The organism is Kitasatospora sp. NPDC101235 (assembly GCF_044767505.1).
Classification (GTDB): domain Bacteria; phylum Actinomycetota; class Actinomycetes; order Streptomycetales; family Streptomycetaceae; genus Kitasatospora.
Genome location: NZ_JBIWNZ010000024.1, coordinates 18762 through 43594, shown reverse-complemented (window position 1 = coordinate 43594; position 24833 = coordinate 18762). Strand labels below are relative to the sequence as shown.

Here is a 24833-nt window from a genome sequence, read left to right as displayed (position 1 = left end):
CCCACCACGACCCGCCCCACATCTATGCGTTCATCGCACGAATGCGGCACGGCAGCCGACCCCGGGCACGCCGCGCGCCAACCGCACGGGCACTGGGCCGGACACCGTGAGACACAGACGGCCGCTCCCCCGGCCGGCGGGAGAACCCGCGCGGCGGAGGAGCGGCCGTGGAAGCCGAGCACATCGGTACGTCGCTACGTCGGTAGGTCGGCACGTCGGTGCCCGGTCAGGCACCGGCAGGGTGAGGCCCGGGCAGCCGGGATCAGCTGCGCACGGCGCCTCGGGGCCCCCGCCTCGGGGCCCCGGGGACCTCAGATGCTGAGGGTCTGGCCCGGGAAGATCAGGTCCGGGTTGCCGCCGATGACCTTGGCGTTGTTCTGGTACAGGTCGTGCCAGTCCAGGCCCTGCGCGGCGGCGATGGAGCTCAGGGTGTCACCGGCCTTGACGGTGTAGCTGCCCTTGGCGGCCTTCGGCGCGGCCTTCTGGGCGTCTGCCTTCGGGGCGGCAGCCTTCGGCGCGGCCTCGTTCTTCGGCGCGGCCTGAGCCTTCGGCGCGGCCTGAGCCTTGGGGGCGGTCTTCGGGGCCTCGGCCGGCTTGGCGGCGGCCTTCGGGGTCTGCGCCGGCTTGGCGGCCGTCGAGCCGGAGGTGGAGCCCGCCGAGGTGTCGACGGCGGCCGGGGCGCCGCCCTTGGTCAGACCGGCCTTGACGGAGCAGACGGGCCAGGCGCCCGGGCCCTGCGAGGCGAGGACCTTCTCGGCGACGGCGATCTGCTGCGCCTTGGTGGCCTGGTTGGCCTGCGGGGCGTAGGCGGTGCCACCGAACGCGGCCCAGGTGCTGGAGGTGAACTGGAGACCGCCGTAGAAACCGTTGCCGGTGTTGATGGCCCAGTTGCCGCCGCTCTCGCACTGGGCGACGGCGTCCCAGGTGGAGACGGAGGCGGCGGAGGCCGAGGTGGCCGTGACGAGGCCGGCCACCGGCAGGGCCGCGACAGCGGCGCCCGCCACGACAGCCATCCGCACGCGGTTGCGCTTGGTGACGGTGGAGGTGGTGGCAGCGGCGTTCTCGTTACGGAAGGTCATGGGGTTCCTCTCGACAGCCCCGGGCGGGCATGCGGAACCAGGCCCCGGAAAGGGCCTCGATCGCTTGCCGCGTCCGTCGGGCGGCCGTGCACGTGTCGGACGTGCCGCTGCCGCCCCGGCCACCCAGCCGCTCGCCGACGACCTGTTCGAGCGATCTCGTCGGCGGGCACCTGCCGCGCCCGGCGGGCCGGGGGGCTGTGCGTCGGGGGTGAACCCGGGTGGCGCTCGTTGCGCCGACCAAGAAGCTACGAGCCGTTCGGCGGGGAAACCAAAACTCCGGCGGTCTGCCCAGCTCAGGGTGGGGTTACCGCCGGTAACGACCATGCAATCCTGACCGAAATGTCCGCTTTAACCGCCGATTCCTAGATCAAACATCTCGGCCGCGTGACTCACCTCACCGTTTCATTCCGGCAGTCCCGACACCGACATCGACAGATTGCGACCACCGGAACACGCCGCGCGGTCGGATCGGAAGCAATTCCCGTCAGCCTCGACCGGCACCCGTGACGCCTGACACAAGAGCCCGTTGGGCATGGCGACCTCCCCGTGTCCGTCCCCGAACCCCCATTCGCTTCCATCCGAGGAGACCCTGTGCCGCGCATGCTCGACGTCAGCGACGAGGTCCGGTCCGAGATCGGCGACGACGAGGCCGACCGCCTGCTAGGCGGCGACCGCGCCCCCGACGGCTACGAGTGCACCTCCTGCCGGACCCCCGGCGACACGCACGTGGAGCCCACCAGCACCGTGCTGTTCGTCGGCGAGGAGACCGCCGTCCTCGCCTTCGCGCACGCCCGCTGCATCCCCTCCCAGGTCGTACCGGTCTCCGAGGAGCAGCTGGCCGGTGCCGTCCGCAGCATCAGCCAGTCCCAGCCCGGCGGCCCGGACCTCGCCGTCCCCACCCCCGCGCCGAGCGCCCCCGCGCCGGCCCCGGCCGCGCACGTCGGCCCCGCCCCGACCCAGCCGACCGCCCCCGGCCAGGCCGCCATCCTCGGCATCACCTGCGGGCTGGTCCTGCACGGCAGGGTCGGGCACGCCTCCCTGGTGGTCGAGCCGACCGGGCCGGTCGGCCGCCCCGGCAGCACCTCGGGCGAGGACGAGTTCCTCGACCTGCTCCACGACGCCGGCTTCCAGCCCGTCACCGACCTGGACGAGACCCCGGATCAGCTGCCCGGCTGGTCCGTCCTGGTCGCGATGGGCAAGCTGCACGCGATCCTCCAGCCCGCCGCGGCCGGCGGCAGCACCGGCTGGTGGCAGGCGCACCAGCCGCTCCAGGTCACCGATGCCTGGCGGATGGCCGCGAGCCAGCTCTCCGAGGTGACGATGTACGCCGTACCGGCCGGCATGGTCGGTCGCCAGCCCCGCGAGGACCTGCTGCGCCAGGCGCTGGAACGGGCGGTGGCGCTGGGCCAGGTGGTGGCCGCCTCCCTCCCGCTCGCCGGCACCTGATCCGCCTCCGCGCCCCGACCCGCCGGAAGGCGGCCTCCCACCCCCACGGCCGCCTTCCGGCGGGCGGCGTGCGCCCATCACGCCCCGGCGTGCAGCCCGGACCACACCCCAGCGCACCTGCACACCGCCCGGCGCACCCGCCCCTCCGCGCTCCGGCGCGTCGGCGCACCCGCACCCCCAAATCCCGCATCCCCCGCCCCTCTCACTCGTTGGCCCCTACGTGTACAGCTACGACGTCTCCGCGTCCCCCGGCCGGTCCGCCACCGCCTCGCGCTCGATCCCGGGCATGCGCCCGTCGTACGACGCCGAGCATCCGCACTCCACCACGCCGATCTACGACGAGCTGTACTCCGAGTTCCGACGCCTCTTCCGCGCCCTGCCCGGCGACCGCTCGGGCGAGGAGGACCTGAAGTTCACGGGCTTCGCGGTCCGCGACGGCTACCCACTGCTCGGCGAGCAGCGTGCGTACCCGCCCCAGCAGCAGGCCTTCCACACCCTCGCGGGCCAGGCGCCGGGCCTCCCCCAGTTCGTGCCGGGCCCCCAGCACCACGGCTCGGGCGCCACCGGTGGCCGGCAGCACGGCCACACCGGTGCTCAGCAACACAGCCACGCCGGCGGTCACACCGGCACCCACGTGACCGCCGACACTCACGCCGGCACTCGCGCCGCCACCCCAACCGGCAGTCACACCACCGGCAGTCACACCGCCGGAAGCCACGCCGGCGGTCACACCGGTCGCACCACCGGTCACCACCGCGGCCACTCCGCCGGCCACCCCGAGCCCACCGCCCCCACCAACGACGGCCCCGGCCACACCACCGCGGCCCCCGCCCCGGCCCAACCCGCCGCCCCGGCCGCCCAGTTCACCAACGGTCAGGGCTGGGTCGCGGCCGGCTACCTGGGTGCGGCCCCGCACCCGATGCCGGTCCCCACGCCCGCACCTCCGGCACCGCCCGCGCCCTCCCCGGTGATGGGTACGGCCACCGGCCTCGCCGCCGCCCCGTCCACTGGCGGCCGCCACCGTCAGATGCTCTCCCTGCCCCCGGGCTCCAGCGGCGACCACCGCTGACCCCACGGCCACCACCCCGAGCACGAAACCCGGCCCACGCCCCCCCCGAGCACGAAACCCGGCCCACGCCCCGCCGAGCAGGAAACCCGGTCCACGCCCCAAAGACGCCGGAGGGCCCCGCCACGATGATGATGGCGGGGCCCTCCGGCCGTCGGTCGGCGGACCGACCACTCCTGTCTACTTCTTCTTGCGCTTCTCCCGGACCCGCACCGAGATCGAGATCGGCGTCCCCACGAACCCGAACTCCTCGCGCAGCCGGCGCTCGATGAAGCGCCGGTAGCCGGCCTCCAGGAAGCCCGAGGCGAACAGCACGAAGCGCGGCGGGCGGATGCCCGCCTGGGTGCCGAACAGGATGCGCGGCTGCTTGCCGCCCCGGATCGGGTGCGGGTGGGCGGCGACCAGCTCACCGAGGAAGGCGTTCAGGCGCGCGGTCGGGATGCGGGTCTCCCAGCCCTCCAGCGCGGTCTCGATCGCCGGGACGAGCTTCTCCATGTGCCGGCCGGTCTTGGCCGAGACGTTGACCCGCGGGGCCCACTGCACCTGGACGAGGTCGCGCTCGATCTCGCGCTCCAGGTAGTAGCGGCGCTCCTCGTCCAGCTGGTCCCACTTGTTGTAGGCGATGACGACGGCGCGCCCGGCCTCGACGGCCATCGAGATGATCCGGGTGTCCTGCTCGGCGAGGGTCTCGCTGGCGTCGATCAGGACGACCGCGACCTCGGCCTTCTCCAGCGCGGCGGCGGTGCGCAGCGAGGCGTAGAAGTCGGCGCCGGCGGTCAGGTGGACCCGGCGGCGGATACCGGCGGTGTCCACGAACTTCCAGGTCTTGCCGCCGAGCTCGATCATCTCGTCGACCGGGTCGCGGGTGGTGCCGGCCAGCTCGTTGACGACCACGCGCTCCTCGCCGGCCACCTTGTTCAGCAGGCTGGACTTGCCGACGTTGGGCCGGCCGATCAGCGCGATGCGGCGCGGGCCGCCGGGGGCGGCGTCGCCGAAGGTCTGCGGCGGGGCCTCGGGCAGCGCGTCCATGACGGCGTCCAGCAGGTCGCCCGAACCGCGGCCGTGCAGCGCGGAGACCGGGTACGGCTCGCCGAGGCCGAGCGACCACAGGTAGGCGGCCTCGGCCTCGGTGGACGGGCCGTCGACCTTGTTGGCGCACAGGACGGTCGGTTTGCCCGCCCGGCGGATGATCTTGATCAGGGCCTCGTCGGTGTCGGTGGCGCCGACAGTGGCGTCCACCACGAACAGCACCGCGTCGGCCTGCTCGATGCCCAGCTCGGCCTGGGCCGCCACCATGGCGTCGATGCCGAGGACGTCGATCTCCCAGCCGCCGGTGTCGACCACCTTGAAGCGGCGGCCGTTCCAGCTGGCCTCGTAGGTGACCCGGTCGCGGGTGACACCCGGCTTGTCCTCGACGACGGCCTCGCGGCGGCCGATGATGCGGTTCACCAGAGTCGACTTGCCGACATTCGGGCGACCGACCACGGCGAGCACCGGCAGTCGGACGTGCTCGGCGCCGTCCACGGCGTCGAAGCCGTCGAGGTCGAAGCCCTCCTCGGCGGCAAGTGCCATGAACTCGGCGTAGTCGGCGGCGTCCAGCTCACCGTGGCCGGTGGCGGAGTGCTCTGTGGTCATGTTCGTCTGTTCCGTTTCCCGGCACGGCCCTTCCCAGGGGCGTGCCGTGCGTACCTGCCCCGCTCGGGGCAGCGCGATGGTTGGCTCCGCGGCACCTCGACGGCCCGCGGTTCACTCGTTGGTCGGCCCGGGGGTGGTCGGGCCGGTCCTGATCGGACCGACGGCAGCCGGTCAGACCGCGGACAGTCCGGCCCGCTCCTCCACCAGCCCGGTGATCCGGTCGATCACCTGCTCCAGGGTGAGGTCGCTGGTGTCCACCAGGACCGCGTCCGCGGCCTGGGTCAGCGGGGCCGTCTTCCGGGAGGAGTCGGCGGCGTCGCGGCGGGCGAGGTCGGCGGCCATCGCGGTGATGGTCGCCTCGTCCACGCCCTTGGCGCGCAGCTCGGCCGCACGGCGCGCGGCCCGGGCCTCCTCGGAGGCGGTCAGGAAGACCTTGACGGTGGCGTCCGGGAACACCACCGTCCCCATGTCCCGGCCCTCGGCGACGATGCCGCGCTCGGCGACCTCGGCGCAGCCGCGCTGGAGCTCCACCAGGCGGGACCGTACGGCCGGCACCGCGGACACCGCGCTGACCTTGGCGGTCACCTCGGGGCCACGGATCGAACCGGACACGTCCTGGCCGTCCACCGTGATGGTGGGGCCGCCGGCGTCCGTGCCCGAGACGATCACCGGCTTGCCGCACGCGACGGTCACCGCCTCGGGGTCGTCGACATCGACCTCGTTGACCAGCATCCACCAGGTCATCGCCCGGTACATGGCGCCGGTGTCCAGGAAGCTCAGGCCCAGCCGGGCGGCGACCGCCCGCGAGACGGTCGACTTGCCGGAGCCGGAGGGCCCGTCGATGGCGACGACGACCGGGGCGTGCGCTCGGTCGGCAGTGTCCACGGGCGAACCTCTCTCTGAGCATGGGAGCCGGAGCCTGGGCAGGCGGGCGGCCGGGGATTGTCTCCCTCAAGGTTAATGGACCGCCGCCGTCACCCGTTCCGCCGCCGTCCGAGCCCGACCGGTCGCCCCAGAATAGTCGATCCCAACCAGTCGACCCTGAGCATCCGATTCCGAGCAGTCGGCACTGACCACCAGGCCCGGCCCAGCACCCAGCCCCGCCCCGCCCCGCCGCTATTCCACCGCCTCCAGCACCGCCGTCCCCAGCCGCGGCCGCAGGTACTCCCCGTCCCGTTCGACCCCGAGCACCCCGCCGACCAGCACCATCGGCACCTCCCGCCCGAGCACCTCCCACACGAACGGCACCCTCGACAGGTGCGACGGGAAGTCGTTCACCTCGAACGCCTCCTGGTGGTACTCGCGGCCCGCCGCCTCCCGCCAGTCGAAGGAGCGCCGCAGCCTGGGCCCGTCCGGCGTCTGGGTGTGGGCGAGGAAGGCGGTGAGCCAACCGGTCACCCGGGGCCCGCCGGACATCGAGCGCCACTTGAACAGCGAGCGCCAGAACTCCTCGTCCACCGGCCCGCCGGCCGCCGTCGCGGCGATCTCGTCCACCACCGGCCGCAGCTGCGCGAACCACGGCGCCAGCCAGCCGAAGCGCCGCGCCAGCGCGCCCACCCCGGCCGCCAGCCGCGCCCAGTCCCCGACCGTGCCCTCCAGCCGCACCCTCGGGATTCCGCAGCGGGTCTCCCAGCGGAAGTCGTAGTACGGGCTGACCACGTCCATCAGCGCCACCAGTGCCGAGGAGGCGTCGTCCGGCGTCGTGGTGGAGAAGTCCGGCCGGAACAGGTCCACCAGCTCCGCGCCGACGGCCGCCGCGAGCGGCTCCCGCACCAGCCGGACCGAGCGGGACCAGTCCGGCTCCGACCGGTCCGCCGACGGCCCCGCCAGGCTGTCGTCCCGCACCACGATCGGGGCCCGGCCCTCGCCTGCCGCACCGAACAGTGCCCGGTAGCGCGGCGGGTACATCCGTACGTGCACCGCGACCTCGTACACCACCGCGTACCAGAGCACGTCCGGGGACAGGCTCAGCGGCAGGTGCTCGGCGAAGGCGGCGTGAGCGGCCCGCAGCAGCAGGCTGAAGGTCGGCTCCGGCTCGGCGAACTCCGGGTACGGCGGTACGGGCCGGGGCCGCTCGCACATCGCCTCGACGCTGCGGTGGCGGATCAGGTACCGCCCGCCCAGCACCGCCCGCAGGAACCGCTCGTTCCCGAGGTCCACCAGGTCTCCGGCAAACCCGTGCCCGGTCTCCCCCAACGGCACGTCGACGATCACACCAATCCCCTCCCCCGGAACGCCCCGCCCCGGAACGCCCCGCCACAAACCGCCCGCTCGCCGACAGCCGCTCGCCCGCCCCGGCCGCCCGCCCGCGGCCTCAGTCCCGGACGCTCCAGCCGCTCGCCCGCAGCGCCTTGATCAGCCGCTTCACCGCCGTCGGCGCCACCGAGAGCTGGACGAAGCCGACCTGCTGCCCGGTCGAGTGCTCGATGACGACGTCCTCGATGTTGACCCCGGAGTCGCCGACCTCCCCGAACAGCCGGCCCAGCTCGCCCGGCTGGTCGCCCAGCACGACCGCCACGGTCTCGTACCGGGTGGGCGGCGCGCCGTGCTTGCCCGGGATGCGGGCCTGGCCGGTGTTGCCGCGCCGCATGACCGCCTCGATCCCGGCCGCGCCGGCCCGGCGCTCGTTCTCCTCGACGGCCGCCATGGCGCGCAGCGCGGTGACGGTCTCGCCGAGGTCGCGGGCGACCGCTTCCAGGACGTCGGCGACGGCGCCCGCGTTGGCGGAGAGGATGTCGACCCACATGCCGGGGTTGGAGGCGGCGATCCTGGTGACGTCGCGCACGCCCTGGCCTGAGAGCCTTATGGCGGTCTCGTCGGCGTTCTCCAGCCGGGCCGCGACCAGCGAGGAGACCAGCTGCGGGGCGTGCGAGACCAGGGCGACCGCCCGGTCGTGCTCGGCGGCGTCCATCACGATCGGCACCGCGCCGCAGAGCGCGACCAGCTCCAGCGCGGCGTTGAGCGTCTCGGTATTGGTGTCGGCGGTCGGGGTGAGCACCCAGGGGCGGCCCTCGAAGATGTCCGCGCGGGCGGCCAGCGGGCCGGATCGCTCACGGCCGGCCATCGGGTGACTACCGATGTAGTGGACGGTGTCGCAGCCGAGCTCGGCGATCTCACTGCCCGGGCCGGCCTTCACGCTGGCGACGTCGGTGTACCAGTGCGCCAGGTTGCGGCGCTGGCAGTCGGCGAGCACCTTGCCGACCAGCGCGGGCGGGACGGCGATGATCGCCAGGTCCACCGGGCCGTCGACCGGGTCGGTGATGCCCGCGCCGAGTGACTCGGCGGTGCGGGCCGCATCCGGGTCGGCGTCCTCCAGATAGACGGTCAGTCCGCGAGCGGTCAGGGCGAGCGCGGCGGAGGTGCCGATCAGTCCGGTGCCGACGACGACGGCAGTGCGCATGGCGGGTCGCTCTCCTCATCACGATTCTCGACAGGTGCCGGGACCGTCCGGGAGCACCCGCGCCCCATCCTCCCTCATCCACCCCGGCGAAGTCCCCACCCGCCGCCCGGCAACCGGAACGGCAGCCCCGGCAGCTGCCGGCGCCGGCAGCTGCCGGCGCCGGCAACCGCGACGGGCCCGCCCCCGTCCCACACAGTGCACACGCCGCACCCGGAAATCCTGCGACGCCCGCCCCGGAGCCGGGCAGACTGACCGACCGGGGCAAGGCGCGGGCTGCACGGAGAAACCGGACCACGGCAGGACAGCACGACAGCGGACCGAGCAGACGCGCGGGCGAGCCGGAGACCCGCGCGGCACGACGAACGCCACGCAACGGGCGCCACGCAACGGGCGTCGCACAGCGGGCGACACGCGAACGAAGGGGTTGCGCATGGACGATCAGCACAGCGGCCGGAGCGGGCAGTCGAAACCGCCGGCCGTACCGGCCCACCCGTCGGTCCTGGACTCCGTCGTGGTGTACGCCGAGGGCGCGGTGTGCCGCCGCCGGGCCACCGTCCCCATCCCGCCCGGCGGACGGCTCCGGCTGACCGGCCTGCCCGCCGCCCTGGACGGCCGCTCGCTGCGCGCCCGGGTGCTCGCCGGACCGGCCGGAGCCGCCGTCACCGAGGCCCGGCTGGAGCTGCTCGCCGAACTCCGCGAACCGGACGAACTCCCGGACCTGAAGCGTGCGTTGGACGAGGCGACCGAGCACCGCAGCGCGCTCGCCGAACGCCTCCGGCTGGTCCTGGCCACGATCGCCGAGACCGCCGCACTGCGCGCCGTCCCGCCGCAGCGCCGCCGCGACGAGCCGCTGCGCCGCACGCCCGCCGACGCCTGGCTGGAGCTCGCCGACTTCGTCGACAAGCGACTGGCCCGGCTCCAGAAGCACGCCGAGGAGCTCACCCAGGAGCTCGAACTCGCCGACCACGAGCGCGACGTGGCCGCCGACCGACTGGAGAGGGCGTCCACCGCCGACCGGGCCGAGCCGGTCGGGACCAGCACCACCGTCCTGCTCACGCTCACCACCGCAGGCACCGCCGACGGCACCGCCCCCGGCAGTGACCACCTCGACCTGGAACTGGAGTACGGCGTCCCCGCCGCCCGCTGGGTGCCCGCCTACCGGCTGTCCTACCGGACCGGCTCCGACACCGCCCACCTGGTCCTGCGCGCCGCCGTCGCCCAGCGCACCGGCGAGGACTGGACCGGCGTGCGCCTCGCCCTGTCCACCGCGGACCTCGACCGCCGCACCGACCTGCCCCGGCTCGCCTCGCTGCGGATCGGCCGCAGCCAGCCCGCCCCGCCGCCCTCCGGCTGGCGCGAGCCCCCGGCCGGCCTGACCGACCTCTTCACCGGCTACGACGCGGCCGGCGCAGACCGCCCCGCCCCGCACCACGCTCCCCACCACGACAAGTACCGCCCGATCGCCGCCGCCGTGGCGCCCGCCCCGGCCCCCACCCCCGTCGTCGCCCGCTCCGCCGGCCTCGGCGGCGCCCGTCCGGGCGGTCCCCGGGCCGAGGCCTTCGCGGCCGACGAACAGATCGCCCCCGCCGCCACCGGCCCGTCCGGCGGCGGTCTGCTGAGCGCCGACCAGCCGATGCCCGCGCCCCCGGGCGCACCGCGCGGCTTCGCCGGCTACGGCGCCCCGCCACCGGTCCCGACCCCGGTGGCCGCCGCGGCACCACCGCCGCCTGCCCCGGGCGGCCTCCCACCGGCGGAGGCCCGCCGCCGCGTCGGCCACGCCGCCCCGCCCCCGCCGCCCGGTCTCGCCCCGGACGCCACCCTGCTCGACTACCCCGACCTCGTCCTGGCCGGCCCCGAGGGGCCCGCCGCCCAGCGCGGGACCCTGCACCCCCGCCGCGAGCGGATCGAGCGCGAGGAGCCGGCCCGGGCGCTGCCCGGCGGCAGCGGCGCCACCCAGCTCCGCAACCTCACCCTGCCCCGGCACGCCGTCCCGCCCCGCGAGTCGGCCGGCTCCTTCGACCACCGATTCGACGCCGCCGCCCCCGCCGACATCCCGTCCGACGGCACCTGGCACGCCGTCACCGTCGGCGAGATCCCGCTCGCCGTCCGCCCCGAGTACGTCACCGTCCCCGCCGTCGAGGAGAAGGTGTACGCGACCCTGGTGCTCGCCAACCGAACCGACCAGGCCGTCCTGGCCGGCCCGGTCGAGGTCACCGTGGACGACGAGTTCCTGCTCACCGCCGCGCTGCCCACCCTCGCGCCCGGCGGCACCCGCCGGCTGGGCGTCGGCGTCGCCGAGAGCATCGAGGTGGCGCGCCGCACCGAGCTGCACGAGTCCACCACCGGCATGCTGAAGGGCAACAGCACCGTCCTCGACCACCGCGTGCACGTCCAGCTGGCGAACCGGCTCGGACGCGCCGTCACGGTGGAGGTCCGCGAGCGGGTGCCGGTCACCTCCGACGCCGAGATCCGGATCGAGGAGCGGGCCGACTGGCACGCCCCGACCGTCTCCACGCCGGACTGCCCGCCCAGCACCCGGCTCTGGCGGGTCGACCTGCCGCCCGGCGGACGCACCGAGCTGGACGGCGGCTACCTGATCAAGATCCCGGCCGGAAAGGCCATCGTCGGCGGAAACCGGAGGAACTGAGCGATGACCGTCGAGACCCTTCCCCTCCCCGTCACCGCCGTGACCTGCCTGGAGGACCGCAGCCAGGTCGAGCGCACCACGACGGTCGGGCTCGCCGCGGGCGTGCAGCGGCTGCGCCTCGGCCCGCTCACCGCCCTCGCCGTCGACCGCACCCTGCGCGCCGAGTCCGCCACCGGCGGCATCCGCGTGCTGGACGCCCGACTGGTGCGCAGCTGGGCCCCGCGCGCCCCGCTGCCGCCCGGCCCGGAGGACTCCGAGCTGCGGCACCGGCTGCACCGGCTGGACGCCGAGACCCGGCTGGCCGACCAGACCCGGGCCCGGTTGGAGGCCCGGCTGGCCCTGCTCGCCCAGCTCTCCGCCGACCTGCTGCGCGAGATCGGCGAGGGCGCCGGACTCGGCGAGCTCGAACCCACCCGCTGGGCCCGGGAGCTCGGCCGGGTGGACGCCGAGCGCGAGCGTTACGGCGAGGAGCTGCGCGCCACCCACTCCCGGCTGCGCCGCCTGGAGCAGGAACGCTCGCAGGCCCTGATCGCCCTGGACCAGGCCGAGGAGGACCCGGCCGAGCTGACCGCCCACCTGGAGCTCACCGTCGAGGCGGCGCAGCCCGGCCCCGCCGAGCTGACCGTCTCCCACCTGGTGCCCTGCGCACTGTGGCGCCCCTCCTACCGGGCAACCCTGGACGGCACCGACCTGTGCCTGGAGTCGGAGGCGGTGGTCTGGCAGCGCACCGGCGAGGACTGGACGAACGCCCGGCTCACCTTCTCCACCGCCCGCTCCGCCCTCGCCACCGCCCCGCCCGCGGTCGCCGAGGACGTCCTGGTGCTGCGCGAGCGCACCGACGAGGAGCGCCGCACGGTCGAGGTCGAGCTGCGTGAGGAGGCGGTCACCGCCCTGGGCCCGGCCTCCCGGGTGCCGGGCGTGGACGACGGCGGCGAGGTCCGGGTGCTACCCGCCCCCGCCCCTGCGACCGTGCCCTCCGACGGCCGCGCGCACCGGGTGCCGCTGGGCGCCTTCACCGGCCCGGCGAGCAGCGAGTACGCCAGCGCCCCCGAGCTGTCCCCGCTGGTCACCCAGGTGGTCCGGTTCCGCAACGCGGCCGGCCATCCGCTGCTGTCCGGCCCGGTCGAGCTGGTCCGCGGCAGCGGCTTCACCGGCCGCGGCGAGCTGCGCTTCACCGCCGCCGGCGCCGAGGCCGAACTGTCCTTCGGCAGCTCGGACGGCTACCGGGTGGTCCGGGAGACCGAGGAGCGCCAGGCCACCGCCGGCCTCACCGGCCGCCAGAGCACCACCCGGACGGTCCGGCTGCACCTGTCCCGCTTCTCCGGCCCGGAGGAACGGGACGAGCGGATCGTCACCGTGCGCGAGCGGGTGCCGGTCTCCGAGGTGTCCGCGGTCGAGGTGCGGCTGCGCAAGGACGAGTGCTCCCCGGCACCGGACTCCTTCGACGCCGAGGGCATCGTCCGCTGGGACGTCCCGCTCGCCCCCGGCGCCCGGCGCACCCTCACCCTGGTGTACGAGGTGTCCGCCTCCGCCAAGGTGGCCGGGCTCTGACCGCTGCGGCGGGCCGACGGCGGACACCGCCGCACCGGTGACGGCCGCTCAGGACCAAACCGGAGACAACGGGTAGAAAAGGAAGCATGATCCTCCATCTCGCTCCCCTGGACGACTGGCTGGCCGACCCCGGCCGCCCGTACGCCACCGCATCGCTGCTCACCGACGGGTTCATCCACTGCTCCGCGGACGAGCAGACGGCGCTCGCGGTGGCCAACGCCTTCTTCGCCGACACCCCCGACCCGCTGATGGTGCTGCTGATCGAGGAGTCGCTGGTGGAGCCGATGGTGAAGTGGGAGGCCCCGCACGGCGCCCCGCCGCCCGGGGCCACGCCCGGCGTGCTGTTCCCGCACATCTACGGGCGGCTGAACCGCACCGCCGTGGTCGGTCTGGAGAAGGTCGAGCGGGGCCCGGACGGCCGCTGGGCCTCACTCAGCCCGTGGAGCTGACGGGGCGCGACCAAGGAAAGTTATGACAATTCCCGAGGTTTCCGCGGTTCACGCGGTTTCCGCGGTTCACGCGGTTTCCGCGGTTCCGGCAGCTTCCGCGCTTCCTGCCATTCCCGCGGACCTCGCGAATTGTCACAACATCGCCGATGCTCACGGCTCCGCAGACCATCGCGACGTCGTGAATTGTCACAACATTCCCTACAGCCACCCCCGCTCCCGGGCCGCCATCCCGGCCTGGAAGCGGGTGGTGGCGCCCAGCGAGCGCATCAGGCTCTGGAGCCGGCGCTGGGTGGTCCGGGCGCTCCAGCCGAGCGAGCGGGCGATCGACTCGTCGGTGAGCCCGGCCGCCAGCAGGCCCAGCAGCTTGCGGTGGTCGGCCTCCGGCTCCGGCGCGGCGTCCCCGGTGCCGACCGCCGCCTGCAAGCGGACGGCCCGCTCCCACTCCGCCTCGAACAGCGTGTCCAGCGCCTGGAGCAGCGCCGAGGGGTGGATCACGTACGCGGCGTCCAGCACGCTGTCACCGACGCTGATCGGGATGATCGCCATCCGGTCGTCCGAGATGATCATCTTCATCGGCAGCGTCGGCCGGACCCGCGCCTCCTCACCGTCCGCGACGCCGACCAGGATGTTCTTCTCCAGCCGCCCCGGCCAGGCCACCGCCTCCCGGTCGTAGATCGTCCGGAACTTCACGCCCTCGCGCAGCCGCCGCCGCTGCAGGGGCATCGGCGCTACCGGGTCCTGGATGTACGGCGGCCGGTCGAAGCCGCGCACCTGGTACTGACTGGTGTCGGTGATGTGCTCCAGCCGTTGGGCGATCGCCTCGCCGCCGGTCAGCACCTCCACCGAGTGCGCCGGGTCGGTGTACCGCGAGGCCTCCCGGAAGGCGTCCATCAGCCGGTGCATCTCGGCCCGGGCGTAGCGCAGCTCCGACTCCCGGTGGCCGATCAGGGTGCCGATCGCGACGTCCGGGGGGACCGGCAGGTAGCGGTGCCGGTCCACCGGCGCCCGGGTGGCCATGCCCTGCTGCGCCAACCGGTCCAGTGCGCGCACGCTCTGCTGGAACGTCAGCCCGCAGCTCTCCGCCAGCTCCTCCGCCGTGGACTGCGGGTTGGCCACCAGTGCCGCGTAGACCTGCCCGTCCGGCTCCGCCAGTCCCAGTGCGCCGAGGGCCTGTCCGCCGGCCCGCCCCAGTGCTGCATCGGACACGACGCCCTCTCCCCCTGTTCGCCCGTTTCCGCCCCGACCCGCGCGCCCGTGCTGGCGCAGTCCCGCCACACGGCGGGTGGTGCTCCGGTGGCCATCCTCGGCCACGGATCATGACGCTGACAAGGCCGTGACCAGCGGTTGCGTCCCGGCTCACACGACTCGTCCGAAACGTGGACATCCGCAGGTGGACATCCCCACGCGGGGCGCCCGCGCCGCCCCGGCCCGTCGCCCCCGCCCCCGGGAACGCCGGAGCCCCGGCCGCAGCACGTGCGGCCGGGGCTCCGGCGGAGCGGACGGGCCTACAGGCCGACCTCGCGCATCAGCTGCCCGACCTCCGGGTTGGTGAGGCGGCGCAGCCAGCCCGACTTCTGGTCGCCCAGGGCGATCGGGCCGAAGTGGGTGCGCACCAGCTTCTCGACCGGGAAGCCGACCTCGGCCAGCATCCGGCGGACGATGTGCTTGCGGCCCTCGTGCAGGGTCACCTCGACCAGGTAGTTCTTGCCGACGTTGGAGACCACCTTGAAGCTGTCGGCGCGCGCGTAGCCGTCCTCCAGCTCCACGCCCTGGGCCAGCTGCTTGCCCAGGTCGCGCGGGATCGGGCCCTGGATCGCGGCCAGGTAGGTCTTGGTCACGCCGTAGCGCGGGTGGGTGAGGCGGTGGGCCAGCTCACCGTGGTTGGTGAGCAGGATGATGCCCTCGGTCTCGGTGTCCAGGCGGCCGACGTGGAACAGCCGGGTCTCCCGGTTGGTCACGTAGTCGCCCAGGCACTGGCGGCCGTCCGGGTCCTCCATGGTGGAGACCACGCCGGCCGGCTTGTTCAGCGCGAAGAACAGGTAGGACTGGGTGGCGACGGTCAGGCCGTCCACCTTGATCTCGTCCTTCTGCGGGTCGACCCGCTTGCCCTGCTCGGTGACGCGCTTGCCGTTGACCTCGACCCGGCCCTGCTCGATCAGCTCCTCGCAGGCGCGGCGGCTGCCGACGCCCGCGCGGGCCAGCACCTTCTGGAGGCGCTCGCCCTCGGGCTCCCCGAAGGTCTTGGGCAGCTTGGCGGCCGGCTTGTCGTGCCGGGCGAGGACGGCGTCCTCGATCTTGGCCTGGAGCTCGCGGGAGCGCTGCGGCTGGCGGCGCGGGTCGCCCGGGGCGCCCTGGCCCTCACGGCGCGGGCGCGGGGCCGGGCCGGGGCGCCGGCCGGCGTAGCCGCCGCGGGCCGGGGTGGCGTTGGGGCCGCCGCCGTACTCGGGGCGGTCGTACTTGCGCTCCTCGGGCCGCAGCGGGCGGTCCGGGTAGCGGCGGTCGTCGCGCCGGTCGTCCCGGCGGTCGTCCCGGCCGTACGAGCCGCCGCGCGAACCCGAACCCGAGCCGCCGCGGCCGCTGCCGCCGCCGTACGAACCTCCACGCGCACCCGAGCCGCCGCCGCGGCTGCTGCCGCCGCCGTAGGAGCCGCCGCCCCGGCCCCCGCCCTGTCCGCCGCGACCGCTCCCGCCGCCGCTGCTGTTCCTGCCGTTGCCACTGCTACGCATCAAAGTGTCCGTACGTCGTTCCGTCTGGGATGTGCGGTCGTTTCGGCCGACCTCACCGCCCCCTACCGATCGGGCCCGGCCCGACCGGCCTCGCCACTGCCGTCCGCGGCCTGCGCGGCAGCGGCGGCGACCGCCTCCGCGATCATCGTGCCCTCCAGGGACTCCGCTTCCACGTCGTCGACCTCGGGCAGGAAGGGAGCGAGCTCCGGCAGCTCGTCCAGGCCGCGGAGCCCCATCCGTTCCAGGAAGTAGTTCGTCGTCCGATACAGGATCGCACCTGTTTCGGGCTCGGATCCGGCCTCTTCCACCAGTCCTCGCTGTACCAGGGTACGCATCACGCCGTCACAGTTCACACCGCGGACGGCGGAAACCCGCGATCTGGACACCGGCTGCCGGTAGGCGACCACCGCCAGGGTCTCCAGCGCGGCCTGGGTGAGCCTGGCCTGCTGGCCGTCCAGGAGGAAGCGGTCGACCACCGCGGAGCGGGTGTCCCGGCTGTAGAACCGCCAGCCGCCCGCGACCAGCCGCAGGTCGAATCCGCGGCCCTGGGCCGTGTACTCGGCGGACAGCTCGCGCAGCGCGGCCGCCACCTCGGCCCGGGGCCGCTCCAGCACCCCGGCCAGCCGCTCCTCCGCCACCGGCTCGTCGACGACCATCAGGACGGCCTCCAGCTCGGCCCGCAGCCCGGCGTCGGCGGGCCCCTCGGCACCGGAAGTCGACGGGGCCGACTTCCTGTGCACGACGCGCGCTTCCGCCGCCTCGAATCCGCCCCCCGCCTCGGACCCGGCCGGCTCCACCGGATCCACCGGGCCCACCGGATCCACCGGGTCCACCGGGTCCGGCAGCAGCTCGAAGGCCGGCTCCAGCCACTCCTCGGCCCGCGGCCGCCCCGGCAGCCCCAGCGGACGCCGCACCGGCCGCCCGCCCTCGTTCCCGCCGCTCATCGCCGCTCGTCCTCCTTGACCTCGCCGGCCGGCCGGTCGAACTCGTCCGTCACCTCGACCGCCACCCGGCCCTCCTCGGCCACCCAGCGCACCAGCAGCTCTCCGAGCGCCTCCGGCTGTTCGAAGGCGAGCACCCGCTCCCGGTACAGCTCCAGCAGCGCCAGGAAGCGGGCGACCACCACCAGGTCGTCCGGCGCGTCCGCGACCAGCTGCTGGAACGAGGCCTCACCCAGCTCGGTGAGCAGCCCCACCACCAGCCCTGCCTGCTCGCGCACGCTCACCGGCGGGGTGTGGATGTGGTCCACGTAGACGACCGGCGCGGGTCTGGGCTCCATCGCCTTGGCCGCAAGCTCGGCCAACCGTTGCGGCCCGATGCTGATGACCACCTCGGGCAGCAGCTCCGCGTGCCGGGGCTCCAGGGCGGCGGTCCGGGGCCGGCGCAGCAGCTCGGCCGCCCAGCGTTCGCCGAACAGCGCCGCCGCCCGCTTGTACGCCCGGTACTGGAGCAGCCGCGCGAACAGCAGGTCGCGCGCCTCCAGCAGGGCCAGGTCCGCCTCGTCCTCGACCTCCGCCACGGGCAGCAGCCGGGCGGCCTTGAGGTCGAGCAGGGTGGCGGCCACCACCAGGAACTCGGTCACCGCGTCCAGGTCCCAGTCCGGGCCCATCGCCCGGATGTGCGTCATGAACTCGTCCGTCACGGTGGCCAGCGCCACCTCGGTGACGTCCATCTTGTGCTTGGCGATCAGGCTGAGCAGCAGGTCGAAGGGGCCCTCGAAGTTGTCCAGCCGTACCCGGAAGGCGCCCGGCGACCGGTCCTCGGTCGCGCTCGCGGCGGTGTCGGCTGGTTCGGCGGTACTGGGCATGACGGTCCATCTTCACCCGTCCCCGCCTGCTGCCCCGCCGCGGGGTCTCCCGACACGCCGTTCCACCCGGGCCCCGGACCGATGTCCACCCGGCGCCCACGGGCCCGTACGAGGCCCTCGGCGCCCGCCCCGGCCCGGGCTGCCGGCCGACCGACCCGACGCCCCGCCCGTGCGCGCGGAATCCGGCCGGCAGCCTCCGCCCGTCCCATCGGACCGACCACGGTGTCCCACCAGGGGGTCGCGCGGCCCCGAGAGCGGCCGTGCGGCGCCCGACACGGCCCTCGGGCCGCCGGGGCCTCGCCCCCCACACCCTCCCGGCGCCCTGCCGCCCTTCCGGCACGCCCTGCCGCCCTCCGGCGGCCGCCCCACGCCGGGCCTGCGGCCCTCGGCGCCCGGCGGAACAGTCGGCCGCCCTCCGCGCCGCCTACCGGCCGCGCAGCCGCCGGACCAGGATCGAGGCCTCGCCGCGCTGCTCCAGGTCCGCCAGGACGACCGCGATGGCCTCCCGGACGATCCGCCCGCGGTCCACGGCCAGGCCGTGCTCACCGCGCAGCACCAGCCGGGTGTGCTCCAGGTCCATGAGCTCCTCGGCGGACACGTAGACGGTGATCTTCTCGTCGTGCCGCTCGCGCCCGCTGGGCCGGCGCGGCGCGCGGCCGCGCGGCCGGGCGCGGCCGGCGGCACCGGGCTGCTCCTCGGCGGCACCCTGGTGCGTCCGGGCCGCCGGGGCGGAACCGGCACCGCGGCCGCCCGAGACGGTCTTCCCGGCCGCGCCTGCGGCGGGTGCGGGCCCGGGGGCCGTGCCGGGCCGCTGCGCGGGCGCCGGCACCGTGGCGGCCGCCTGCTGCCCCGGCGTCACCTGCCGGTCGTCCTGGGCACCCTGGGCGGACTCGGCGCCCTCGGCGCCGTCCGGTTGGCCGTTGACGGTCCGCGCGGTCTCCGGTCTGGATGCCTCGGCGGCCGGACGCGGCGCGAGGGAGGGCGACAGCGCCATCCCTCCCGTGGTCCGGAACAGCTCGTCGGCACCCGGGAGACTCACTCGGCGGGGCGGCACCGGTCGAGCACCTCCCTGGCGAGCTGGCGGTAGGCGGCGGCACCGACCGAGTTGGTCGCGTACGTCGTGATGGGCTCGCCGGCGACGGTGGTCTCCGGGAAGCGCACGGTCCGCCCGATGACGGTGTGGAAGACGTGCTCGCCGAACGCCTCGACGACGCGCGCCAGCACCTCGCGGCTGTGCACGGTGCGCGAGTCGTACATGGTGGCCAGGATGCCGTCCAGGCGCAGGTCGGGGTTGAGCCGCTCACACACCTTCTCGATGGTCTCGGTCAGCAGCGCCACACCGCGCAGCGCGAAGAACTCGCACTCGAGCGGGACGATCACGCTGTGAGCGGCCGTCAGCGCATTGACCGTCAGCAGGCCCAGCGAGGGCTGGCAGTCGATGATGACGTAGTCGTAGTCGGGCAGCAGCGGCTTCAGGGCGCGCGCCAGCGCGGACTCCCGGGCCACCTCGCTGACCAGCTGCACCTCGGCGGCGGAGAGGTCGATGTTGGACGGCAGCAGGTCCATCCCCGGGACCGCGGTCTTCAGCAGCACTTCATCGGCCGTCAGGCCCCGCTCCATGAGCAGGTTGTAGACGGTGACGTCGAGCTCCATCGGGTTGACGCCGAGGCCGACCGAGAGCGCGCCCTGCGGGTCGAAGTCGACGAGCAGCACCCGGCGGCCGTACTCGGCCAGCGCCGCACCCAGGTTGATGGTCGACGTGGTCTTGCCGACGCCGCCCTTCTGGTTGCACATGGCGATGATCTGGGCGGGGCCGTGCTCGGCGACCGGCGCGGGGATCGGGAAGTACGGCAGCGGACGGCCGGTCGGGCCGACCCGCTCGCGGCGCTGGCGCGCGGCGTCGGGGGCCAGCGTGGCGGCGTACTCCGGGTCCGGCTCGTACTCGGCGTCCGGGTCGTCGTAGGCGCCGTAGGCGAACTCGCCGTAGGCCAGGCCGTAGGCCGCCAAGTCGGCGTCGTGATCGGTCACCGTGGTCACCTGTGCTGTGTTCTGGCGTGCTTCGAAAGTACGGAGTGCGACCGAGCCGACCTCGGCCGAGCCCACGGAGGGCTGCCGGGCCCCGGGCTCCTCACTCGGCTGGCCGGCGGTGAGCTCCGCCAGTCCTGGCTGACCACCCCCGGGAGCAATTGTCGACTCATTCACAAGTCGTCTTACCTCCTTGGGCATCCAGGACTCTATGTCGATTCGTCAGCGTGGCAGCATGCCGACGGTTTGCGACTCTAGGCCGTTCAAGGCGTTCGCAGCAACACAATCCACGGTAGTGGGCAGGATGTGTCGACTATCGAGCGGGCTGCTGTCAAGGGATGGGAGGGTCACCGGCCCCAACGTTTCTGCGGGCGGGTGACATGACCGACAAATATTGACGACAGAGCGACCTACCCGGTCAACCCGCTGTTCACGGGCATGGCGAAGCCCCCGGCCCGAAGGGATCGGGTCGGGGGCGAACGACCGCCGGGCGGTCAGGGGGTTCAGGCGAGCACGTTCTCCAGGGAGACCGACTCCAGGCCGAAGGCCTCGGCCACGGCCGGGAAGGTGATCTGGCCCTCGTGCACGTTCAGGCCCTTGGCGAGCGCGGCGTCGCGGCGCAGCGCCTCCTTCCACCCGCGGTTGGCCAGCTCCAGCACGTACGGCAGGGTGGCGTTGGTCAGCGCGTAGGTGGAGGTGTTCGGGACGGCGCCCGGCATGTTGGCCACGCAGTAGAAGACCGAGTTGTGGACCTTGAAGGTCGGGTCGTCGTGCGTGGTGGCGTGCGAGTCCTCGAAGCAGCCGCCCTGGTCGATGGCGATGTCGACCAGCACGGAGCCCGGCTTCATGCGGGAGACCAGCTCGTTGGTGACCAGCTTCGGGGCCTTGGCGCCCGGGATCAGCACGGCACCGACGACCAGGTCGGCCTCCACGACGGCCTTCTCCAGCTCGAAGGCGTTCGACACGATGGTCTTGACCTTGGTGCCGAAGATGCGGTCGGCCTCGCGCAGCTTGTTGATGTCGCGGTCCAGCAGGGTCACCTCGTAACCCATGCCGACGGCGATGGTGGCCGCGTGCCAGCCGGAGACGCCACCGCCGATGACGACGGCCTTGGCCGGGTGGGTGCCGGGCACGCCGCCCGGCAGGGTGCCACGGCCGCCGGCCGGACGCATCAGGTGGTACGAGCCGACCTGCGGGGCCAGGCGGCCCGCGACCTCGGACATCGGGGCGAGCAGCGGCAGCGCGCCGTTCGACAGCTGCACGGTCTCGTACGCGATGGCGGTGGTGCCCGAGGCGATCAGCGCGTCGGTGCCGGCCCGGTCGGCCGCCAGGTGCAGGTACGTGAAAAGGGTCTGACCCTTGCGCAGCCGGTGGTACTCCGAGGCGATGGGCTCCTTGACCTTCAGCAGCAGGTCGGCGGTGGCCCACACCTCGTCGGCGGTGTCGAGGATGGTGGCGCCGGCGGCCACGTACTCCTCGTTCGGGATCGAGGAGCCGACACCGGCGTTGTCCTCGATGTAGACCTCGTGTCCGTTGCGGACCAGCTCATGCACGCCGGCGGGCGTGATGGCCACGCGGTACTCGTGGTTCTTGACCTCGCGGGGGATGCCGACCTTCACGGCTAAACACGTCCTCTTGCCATGGGGGTCCCGACCGGAGAAGACCGGTGGGCGACGCGCACGTGGGGAAGCCTCCGGGACAGCCCGGGGCGGGGATCGCTGCGCGACTGAGTTCGAGTGTAATGAAGCCCAGTCGGCGTGTCAGCCTTCCAAAGTGAATAATTTTCCCGCACGCATTGGCAGGTTCGTAGGCTTCCCCTGCGACTTACCGACCAAAGACCTCGCAACCGGGCATCTTCGACAATACCTCCGAAACGCCCGTCACCACCCGGCATCGACGCGTTCCCGCAGGTCCGCGAGTGCGGCCCCGACGGCCTCCCGGCCCCGTTCGTCGCCCAGTCGGCGCAGCACCGCGAGCGCGGCCCGGTACTCCCGGTCGGCCTCGTCGAAGCGGCGCTGCGCGGTGTGCGCCTCGGCCACCCGGGAGAGCAGCCGGGCCTCGGCCGCGTGGTCCCCGAGCGCCTGCCGCAGGCCGAGTGCCCGCCCGTACCAGTCGGCGGCCCGCACCGCGTCGCCGAGCGCCCGGTGACAGTTGGCGGCGCTCTCCAGGGCCCGGGCGCAGAGCGGTTCGTCGTCGGCCGTCCGGGCGTGCTCCAGGGCGGCCCGGTAGTGGGCGGCGGCCGGCTCCCAGCGGCCCGCCGAGGCCTGGAGGTCACCCAGGTTGAGCAGTGCGGCCGAGGCCCGGCGGGGCCGGCCGTTGCGCTCGGCGACGGTCAGCACCAGCTCGTGCAGCCGGTAGAGGTCGGTGGGGGCGGCGGCTCCGGTCAGCGGGAGCGCCCGCAGCAGCGCGGTGACCAGCCGCCCGGCCGAGCCGTCCAGGTCGCCCTGGCCGATCGCGTCGGCCACCGCACCGAGCAGCAGTTCCCGCTCGCCGAGCAGCCACTCCCGGGCGTGCGCGGCCGAGCGCAGCCGCAGCGGGGCGGGCAGCGGGTCCGGGCCGGGGCCGGCCGCCGGGTCGAGCAGCGCTCGGGCGGACTCGGTGAGCCTGACCAGCCGCTCCAGCAGCCGGGCCCGGGCCAGCTCGGTCTCGGCGGGCCGGTCCTCCTGCTCGCGCAGCCGGACCAGCCGGGGGTAGAGCCGCCCGGGCACCCGGTAGCGCGGGGTGCCGTCGGCGGCCGGTGCCTCCTCCCCGACCAGCTCCCGCTCGGCCAGCGCGGCCAGTGTCGCGGCCGCGTCCGGCACCGGGCAGCCGACCAGGGCGGAGGCGGTACGCGGGTCGGCGGTCTGCGCCGGGGCCAGGGTGAGGGTGCGCAGCATCCGCGCCTGGGCCGCCGGCAGCCCGCGGTACACCAGGGTGAACGCGCCGAGCAGCGGGTCGTTGTCGGGGACGGGCACCGGCTCGGCCGGCTCCGGGCCTGGCTTCACCCAGGCCGCCGGATCACCGGCCGACTCGGTCACCGGAGCAGCGGCACCGGGAGCGGGCTCACCGGCCCGGACCTCCGACGCCTTCCCCGGTACCGGCTTCCCCAACGGACCCCGCGCGGCCCCAACGGCCCCGGCGGCCCCGACGGGACCGACAGACCCAGCGGCCCCGGCAGGGCCGGCCGGAGGAGTGCGGGGAGACTTCGCCGCCCGCTCCCCCTCCTTCTTCTTCCTCGGCGCCCCGCCCTGTTCCTTCTCCTTCTTCTTCTCCTTCACCACAGCGGCCGCAACAGGCTCCGCGGAAGCCCCCGTGGCCGCCGTCTCCTCCCCCACCACCCGGTTGAGCTCTAGCGCCGCGTCCGTGACCGCGGTCTTCGGGCTGCCGCGCAGCCACCCCGCCATCAGCCGCAGCGCGGCCGGCCGGGCGGCGCAGGCCTCGGCCAGGTCGGCCCCGCCGACCGGGTCGCAGGAGATCCGGGTGCCGCCGACCAGGTCGGCCAGCAGTTCGCCGGAGGCCTGCCGGTCCAGCCCGCCGAGGATCACCGGGTCGATGTCCTCGATCCCGGTGAGCGGCCCGGCCGTGGTGGCGAGCACCAGGCAGCCGGGCTCGTCGGCCAGCAGCGGCCACACCTGCCCGGCGTCCCGGACGTCGTCCAGCACGAGCAGCACCCGCAGTCCCGCGAGCGCCTCGCGCAGCGCCACGCAGCCCGGCTCGTCCCGTCCGTCCTCGCCCGCCCCGGGCAGCGGCACCGCGCTCTGCGGGTCGAGCTGTTCCAGCAGCAGCCTGGCGGCCCGGGCGGGCGGCACCCGGCCGCCGTCCGGGGCGGACAACCGTACGAACAGCACGCCGTCCGGGTAGTCGGCGGCGACGGTACGGGCGAAGCGGGCGGCCAGCGTGGTCCGTCCGGAGCCGGGACGACCGGCCAGCACCAGCACCGGGCAGCGCCCGCTCGCCGGGCGGGCGGCGGCCGCCCGCAGCGCGGCCAGTTCGGCACGCCGCCCGACGAACAGCGCGGGACCGGCCGGCAGCCGCTCCAGGCCCGGGACGGCCCCGGCGGGCGCGCCGGGGCCGGGGTCCATCGTCGCCGTCTTCCTCGCCACCCGTGCCACTCCCGACGTCATCCCGCGCTCGGCATCCGACGCTCGGCTTCCGGTACCCAGCCTCCGGAGCTCAGCGGAGGCGGCCCGGGACGGGCCCCCTGTCTGCGAAGCGTAGTTCGACCGTCCGGCTCAGCCGAGGTGACATCCGGTCGTACGAATCGGCAAATCACCCCAACGACTCAACGCGCGGCAGTCACGCACGCTCCGCGGGGCCCTCCCAGGTCTCGGAGGAGGCAGGCCTCCTCACGCCTCGAAGGGACGGGCCGGCCAGGGCGAGTCCGCCGGGCGCAGCGCGTCCAGCCCGTCCGGACCGGTGAGTGCGGCGTGCACGGCGAGGGTGCCGGTGACCAGGGTCGGGTTGTGCAGCTTCCCGGCCTGGATCAGCCGGATCAGCTCCGGCACCGGCACCCAGGCGACCTCGATCTCCTGCTCCTCGCCCTCGGCCGCGTAGCGCTCACCGTCAGCCGGTGCCAGGTCGGTGGCGAGGAACATCCGCAGCGCCTCGTCGGTGCCGCCCGGGGAGGTGTAGTAGTCGGCGAGGATCCGCCAGGTGCCGGCCTTGCAGTACGCCTCCTCGTACAGTTCGCGCTGCGCGGCGTGCCACGGGTTCTCGCCGGGCACGTCGAGCAGGCCGGCCGGCAGCTCCCACAGCCGCTGGCGCACCGGGTGGCGGTACTGGCGCAGCACCAGCACCCGCTGCTCGTCGTCCAAGGCGAGCACCGAGACCGAGCCGGGGTGGGTCTGGTAGTCGCGGCGGGCCCAGCTGCCGTCGGGCATCCGCACCTCCTCGCTGCGCACCCCGGTGACCTTGCCCTGGAACGGCGTCCCGCTCGCCCGGACCTCCCACTCCTCGGCCACGTCGGCGATCCCCTGGCGGCTCTGCTCGTCCATCGCTCTCCCCTTTTCGTCAGTACGACACA

The 24833-nt window shown here is 74.5% G+C and carries 19 protein-coding genes; 5 read left to right on the top strand and 14 right to left on the bottom strand.

Annotated features, from left to right (window positions below; genetic code table 11):
- Positions 1-311: 311 nt before the first annotated feature.
- On the bottom strand, positions 312-1079 hold the full coding sequence (locus ACIRRH_RS31610; protein ID WP_403074176.1) for a transglycosylase family protein: 768 nt from the start codon (positions 1077-1079) through the stop codon (positions 312-314).
- Positions 1080-1670: 591 nt separating this feature from the next.
- Here ACIRRH_RS31610 and ACIRRH_RS31605 point away from each other — a divergent pair.
- Complete coding sequence (locus ACIRRH_RS31605; RefSeq protein WP_403074174.1) at positions 1671-2525, top strand: hypothetical protein; 855 nt, start codon at positions 1671-1673, stop codon at positions 2523-2525.
- 220 nt (positions 2526-2745) lie between these two features.
- On the top strand, positions 2746-3594 hold the full coding sequence (locus tag ACIRRH_RS31600) for a hypothetical protein (protein ID WP_403074172.1): 849 nt from the start codon (positions 2746-2748) through the stop codon (positions 3592-3594).
- A 177-nt stretch (positions 3595-3771) separates the two neighbouring features.
- Here the strand turns inward: ACIRRH_RS31600 and der are convergent, their stop codons facing one another.
- The 4 genes from der to ACIRRH_RS31580 form a co-directional block, all read right to left on the bottom strand.
- Positions 3772-5226 carry a ribosome biogenesis GTPase Der gene (gene der / locus ACIRRH_RS31595; RefSeq protein ID WP_403074170.1) on the bottom strand — a complete coding sequence of 485 codons (1455 nt, stop codon included), beginning with the start codon at positions 5224-5226 and terminating at the stop codon, positions 3772-3774.
- 171 nt (positions 5227-5397) lie between these two features.
- The gene (gene cmk, locus ACIRRH_RS31590; protein WP_403074169.1) at positions 5398-6111 is read right to left on the bottom strand and encodes a (d)CMP kinase; all 714 of its coding nucleotides are present in this window, start codon (positions 6109-6111) and stop codon (positions 5398-5400) included.
- 231 nt (positions 6112-6342) lie between these two features.
- Positions 6343-7440 carry a DUF4419 domain-containing protein gene (locus ACIRRH_RS31585; protein WP_403074167.1) on the bottom strand — a complete coding sequence of 366 codons (1098 nt, stop codon included), beginning with the start codon at positions 7438-7440 and terminating at the stop codon, positions 6343-6345.
- A 100-nt stretch (positions 7441-7540) separates the two neighbouring features.
- The gene (locus ACIRRH_RS31580; RefSeq protein ID WP_403074165.1) at positions 7541-8626 is read right to left on the bottom strand and encodes a prephenate dehydrogenase; all 1086 of its coding nucleotides are present in this window, start codon (positions 8624-8626) and stop codon (positions 7541-7543) included.
- Between the two features lie 430 nt (positions 8627-9056).
- Between ACIRRH_RS31580 and ACIRRH_RS31575 the strand changes: the two genes are divergently transcribed.
- From ACIRRH_RS31575 to ACIRRH_RS31565, 3 genes are all read left to right on the top strand, one after another.
- Complete coding sequence (locus tag ACIRRH_RS31575) at positions 9057-11273, top strand: DUF4139 domain-containing protein (protein ID WP_403074164.1); 2217 nt, start codon at positions 9057-9059, stop codon at positions 11271-11273.
- A 3-nt stretch (positions 11274-11276) separates the two neighbouring features.
- Positions 11277-12824 (top strand): mucoidy inhibitor MuiA family protein, encoded by a 1548-nt coding sequence (locus tag ACIRRH_RS31570; RefSeq protein WP_403074162.1) that lies wholly within the window; start codon positions 11277-11279, stop codon positions 12822-12824.
- 86 nt (positions 12825-12910) lie between these two features.
- Positions 12911-13273: a DUF952 domain-containing protein gene (locus ACIRRH_RS31565; protein ID WP_224284232.1), complete on the top strand. Its 363-nt coding sequence runs from the start codon at positions 12911-12913 to the stop codon at positions 13271-13273.
- 198 nt (positions 13274-13471) lie between these two features.
- On the opposite strand, the gene ACIRRH_RS31560 is transcribed toward ACIRRH_RS31565, so the two are convergent.
- The 9 genes from ACIRRH_RS31560 to ACIRRH_RS31520 form a co-directional block, all read right to left on the bottom strand.
- Complete coding sequence (locus ACIRRH_RS31560; protein ID WP_403074160.1) at positions 13472-14479, bottom strand: helix-turn-helix domain-containing protein; 1008 nt, start codon at positions 14477-14479, stop codon at positions 13472-13474.
- 299 nt (positions 14480-14778) lie between these two features.
- The gene (locus ACIRRH_RS31555) at positions 14779-15999 is read right to left on the bottom strand and encodes a pseudouridine synthase (protein WP_403074158.1); all 1221 of its coding nucleotides are present in this window, start codon (positions 15997-15999) and stop codon (positions 14779-14781) included.
- A 62-nt stretch (positions 16000-16061) separates the two neighbouring features.
- On the bottom strand, positions 16062-16655 hold the full coding sequence (locus ACIRRH_RS31550) for an SMC-Scp complex subunit ScpB (RefSeq protein WP_403074362.1): 594 nt from the start codon (positions 16653-16655) through the stop codon (positions 16062-16064).
- 284 nt (positions 16656-16939) lie between these two features.
- Complete coding sequence (locus ACIRRH_RS31545) at positions 16940-17806, bottom strand: segregation and condensation protein A (protein ID WP_403074156.1); 867 nt, start codon at positions 17804-17806, stop codon at positions 16940-16942.
- Positions 17807-18230: 424 nt separating this feature from the next.
- Positions 18231-18800 carry a hypothetical protein gene (locus ACIRRH_RS31540; RefSeq protein ID WP_403074154.1) on the bottom strand — a complete coding sequence of 190 codons (570 nt, stop codon included), beginning with the start codon at positions 18798-18800 and terminating at the stop codon, positions 18231-18233.
- Positions 18801-18841: 41 nt separating this feature from the next.
- Entirely contained in the window at positions 18842-19909 is a 1068-nt protein-coding gene (locus ACIRRH_RS31535; RefSeq protein ID WP_369808367.1) for a ParA family protein, read from the bottom strand.
- A 425-nt stretch (positions 19910-20334) separates the two neighbouring features.
- Positions 20335-21450, bottom strand: coding sequence for an alanine dehydrogenase (ald, locus tag ACIRRH_RS31530; protein ID WP_224284826.1), 1116 nt, complete (start codon positions 21448-21450; stop codon positions 20335-20337).
- 261 nt (positions 21451-21711) lie between these two features.
- Positions 21712-23913, bottom strand: a complete 2202-nt coding sequence (locus ACIRRH_RS31525) for an AAA family ATPase (protein WP_403074152.1) — start codon at positions 23911-23913, stop codon at positions 21712-21714.
- A gap of 243 nt (positions 23914-24156) precedes the next feature.
- Complete coding sequence (locus ACIRRH_RS31520; RefSeq protein ID WP_403074150.1) at positions 24157-24804, bottom strand: NUDIX domain-containing protein; 648 nt, start codon at positions 24802-24804, stop codon at positions 24157-24159.
- Positions 24805-24833 lie beyond the last annotated feature (29 nt).

What these genes read in the sequence shown, in the direction of transcription:
- ACIRRH_RS31545 (WP_403074156.1), bottom strand. Translation starts at nt 17,806, where the DNA reads ATGCCCAGTACCGCCGAACCAGCCGACACCGCCGCGAGCGCGACCGAG.
- ACIRRH_RS31520 (WP_403074150.1), bottom strand. Translation starts at nt 24,804, where the DNA reads ATGGACGAGCAGAGCCGCCAGGGGATCGCCGACGTGGCCGAGGAGTGG.
- ACIRRH_RS31540 (WP_403074154.1), bottom strand. Translation starts at nt 18,800, where the DNA reads ATGGCGCTGTCGCCCTCCCTCGCGCCGCGTCCGGCCGCCGAGGCATCC.
- ACIRRH_RS31575 (WP_403074164.1), top strand. Translation starts at nt 9,057, where the DNA reads ATGGACGATCAGCACAGCGGCCGGAGCGGGCAGTCGAAACCGCCGGCC.
- ACIRRH_RS31555 (WP_403074158.1), bottom strand. Translation starts at nt 15,999, where the DNA reads ATGCGTAGCAGTGGCAACGGCAGGAACAGCAGCGGCGGCGGGAGCGGT.
- ACIRRH_RS31550 (WP_403074362.1), bottom strand. Translation starts at nt 16,655, where the DNA reads ATGGTCGTCGACGAGCCGGTGGCGGAGGAGCGGCTGGCCGGGGTGCTG.
- ACIRRH_RS31580 (WP_403074165.1), bottom strand. Translation starts at nt 8,626, where the DNA reads ATGCGCACTGCCGTCGTCGTCGGCACCGGACTGATCGGCACCTCCGCC.
- ACIRRH_RS31610 (WP_403074176.1), bottom strand. Translation starts at nt 1,079, where the DNA reads ATGACCTTCCGTAACGAGAACGCCGCTGCCACCACCTCCACCGTCACC.
- der (WP_403074170.1), bottom strand. Translation starts at nt 5,226, where the DNA reads ATGACCACAGAGCACTCCGCCACCGGCCACGGTGAGCTGGACGCCGCC.
- ACIRRH_RS31565 (WP_224284232.1), top strand. Translation starts at nt 12,911, where the DNA reads ATGATCCTCCATCTCGCTCCCCTGGACGACTGGCTGGCCGACCCCGGC.
- ACIRRH_RS31570 (WP_403074162.1), top strand. Translation starts at nt 11,277, where the DNA reads ATGACCGTCGAGACCCTTCCCCTCCCCGTCACCGCCGTGACCTGCCTG.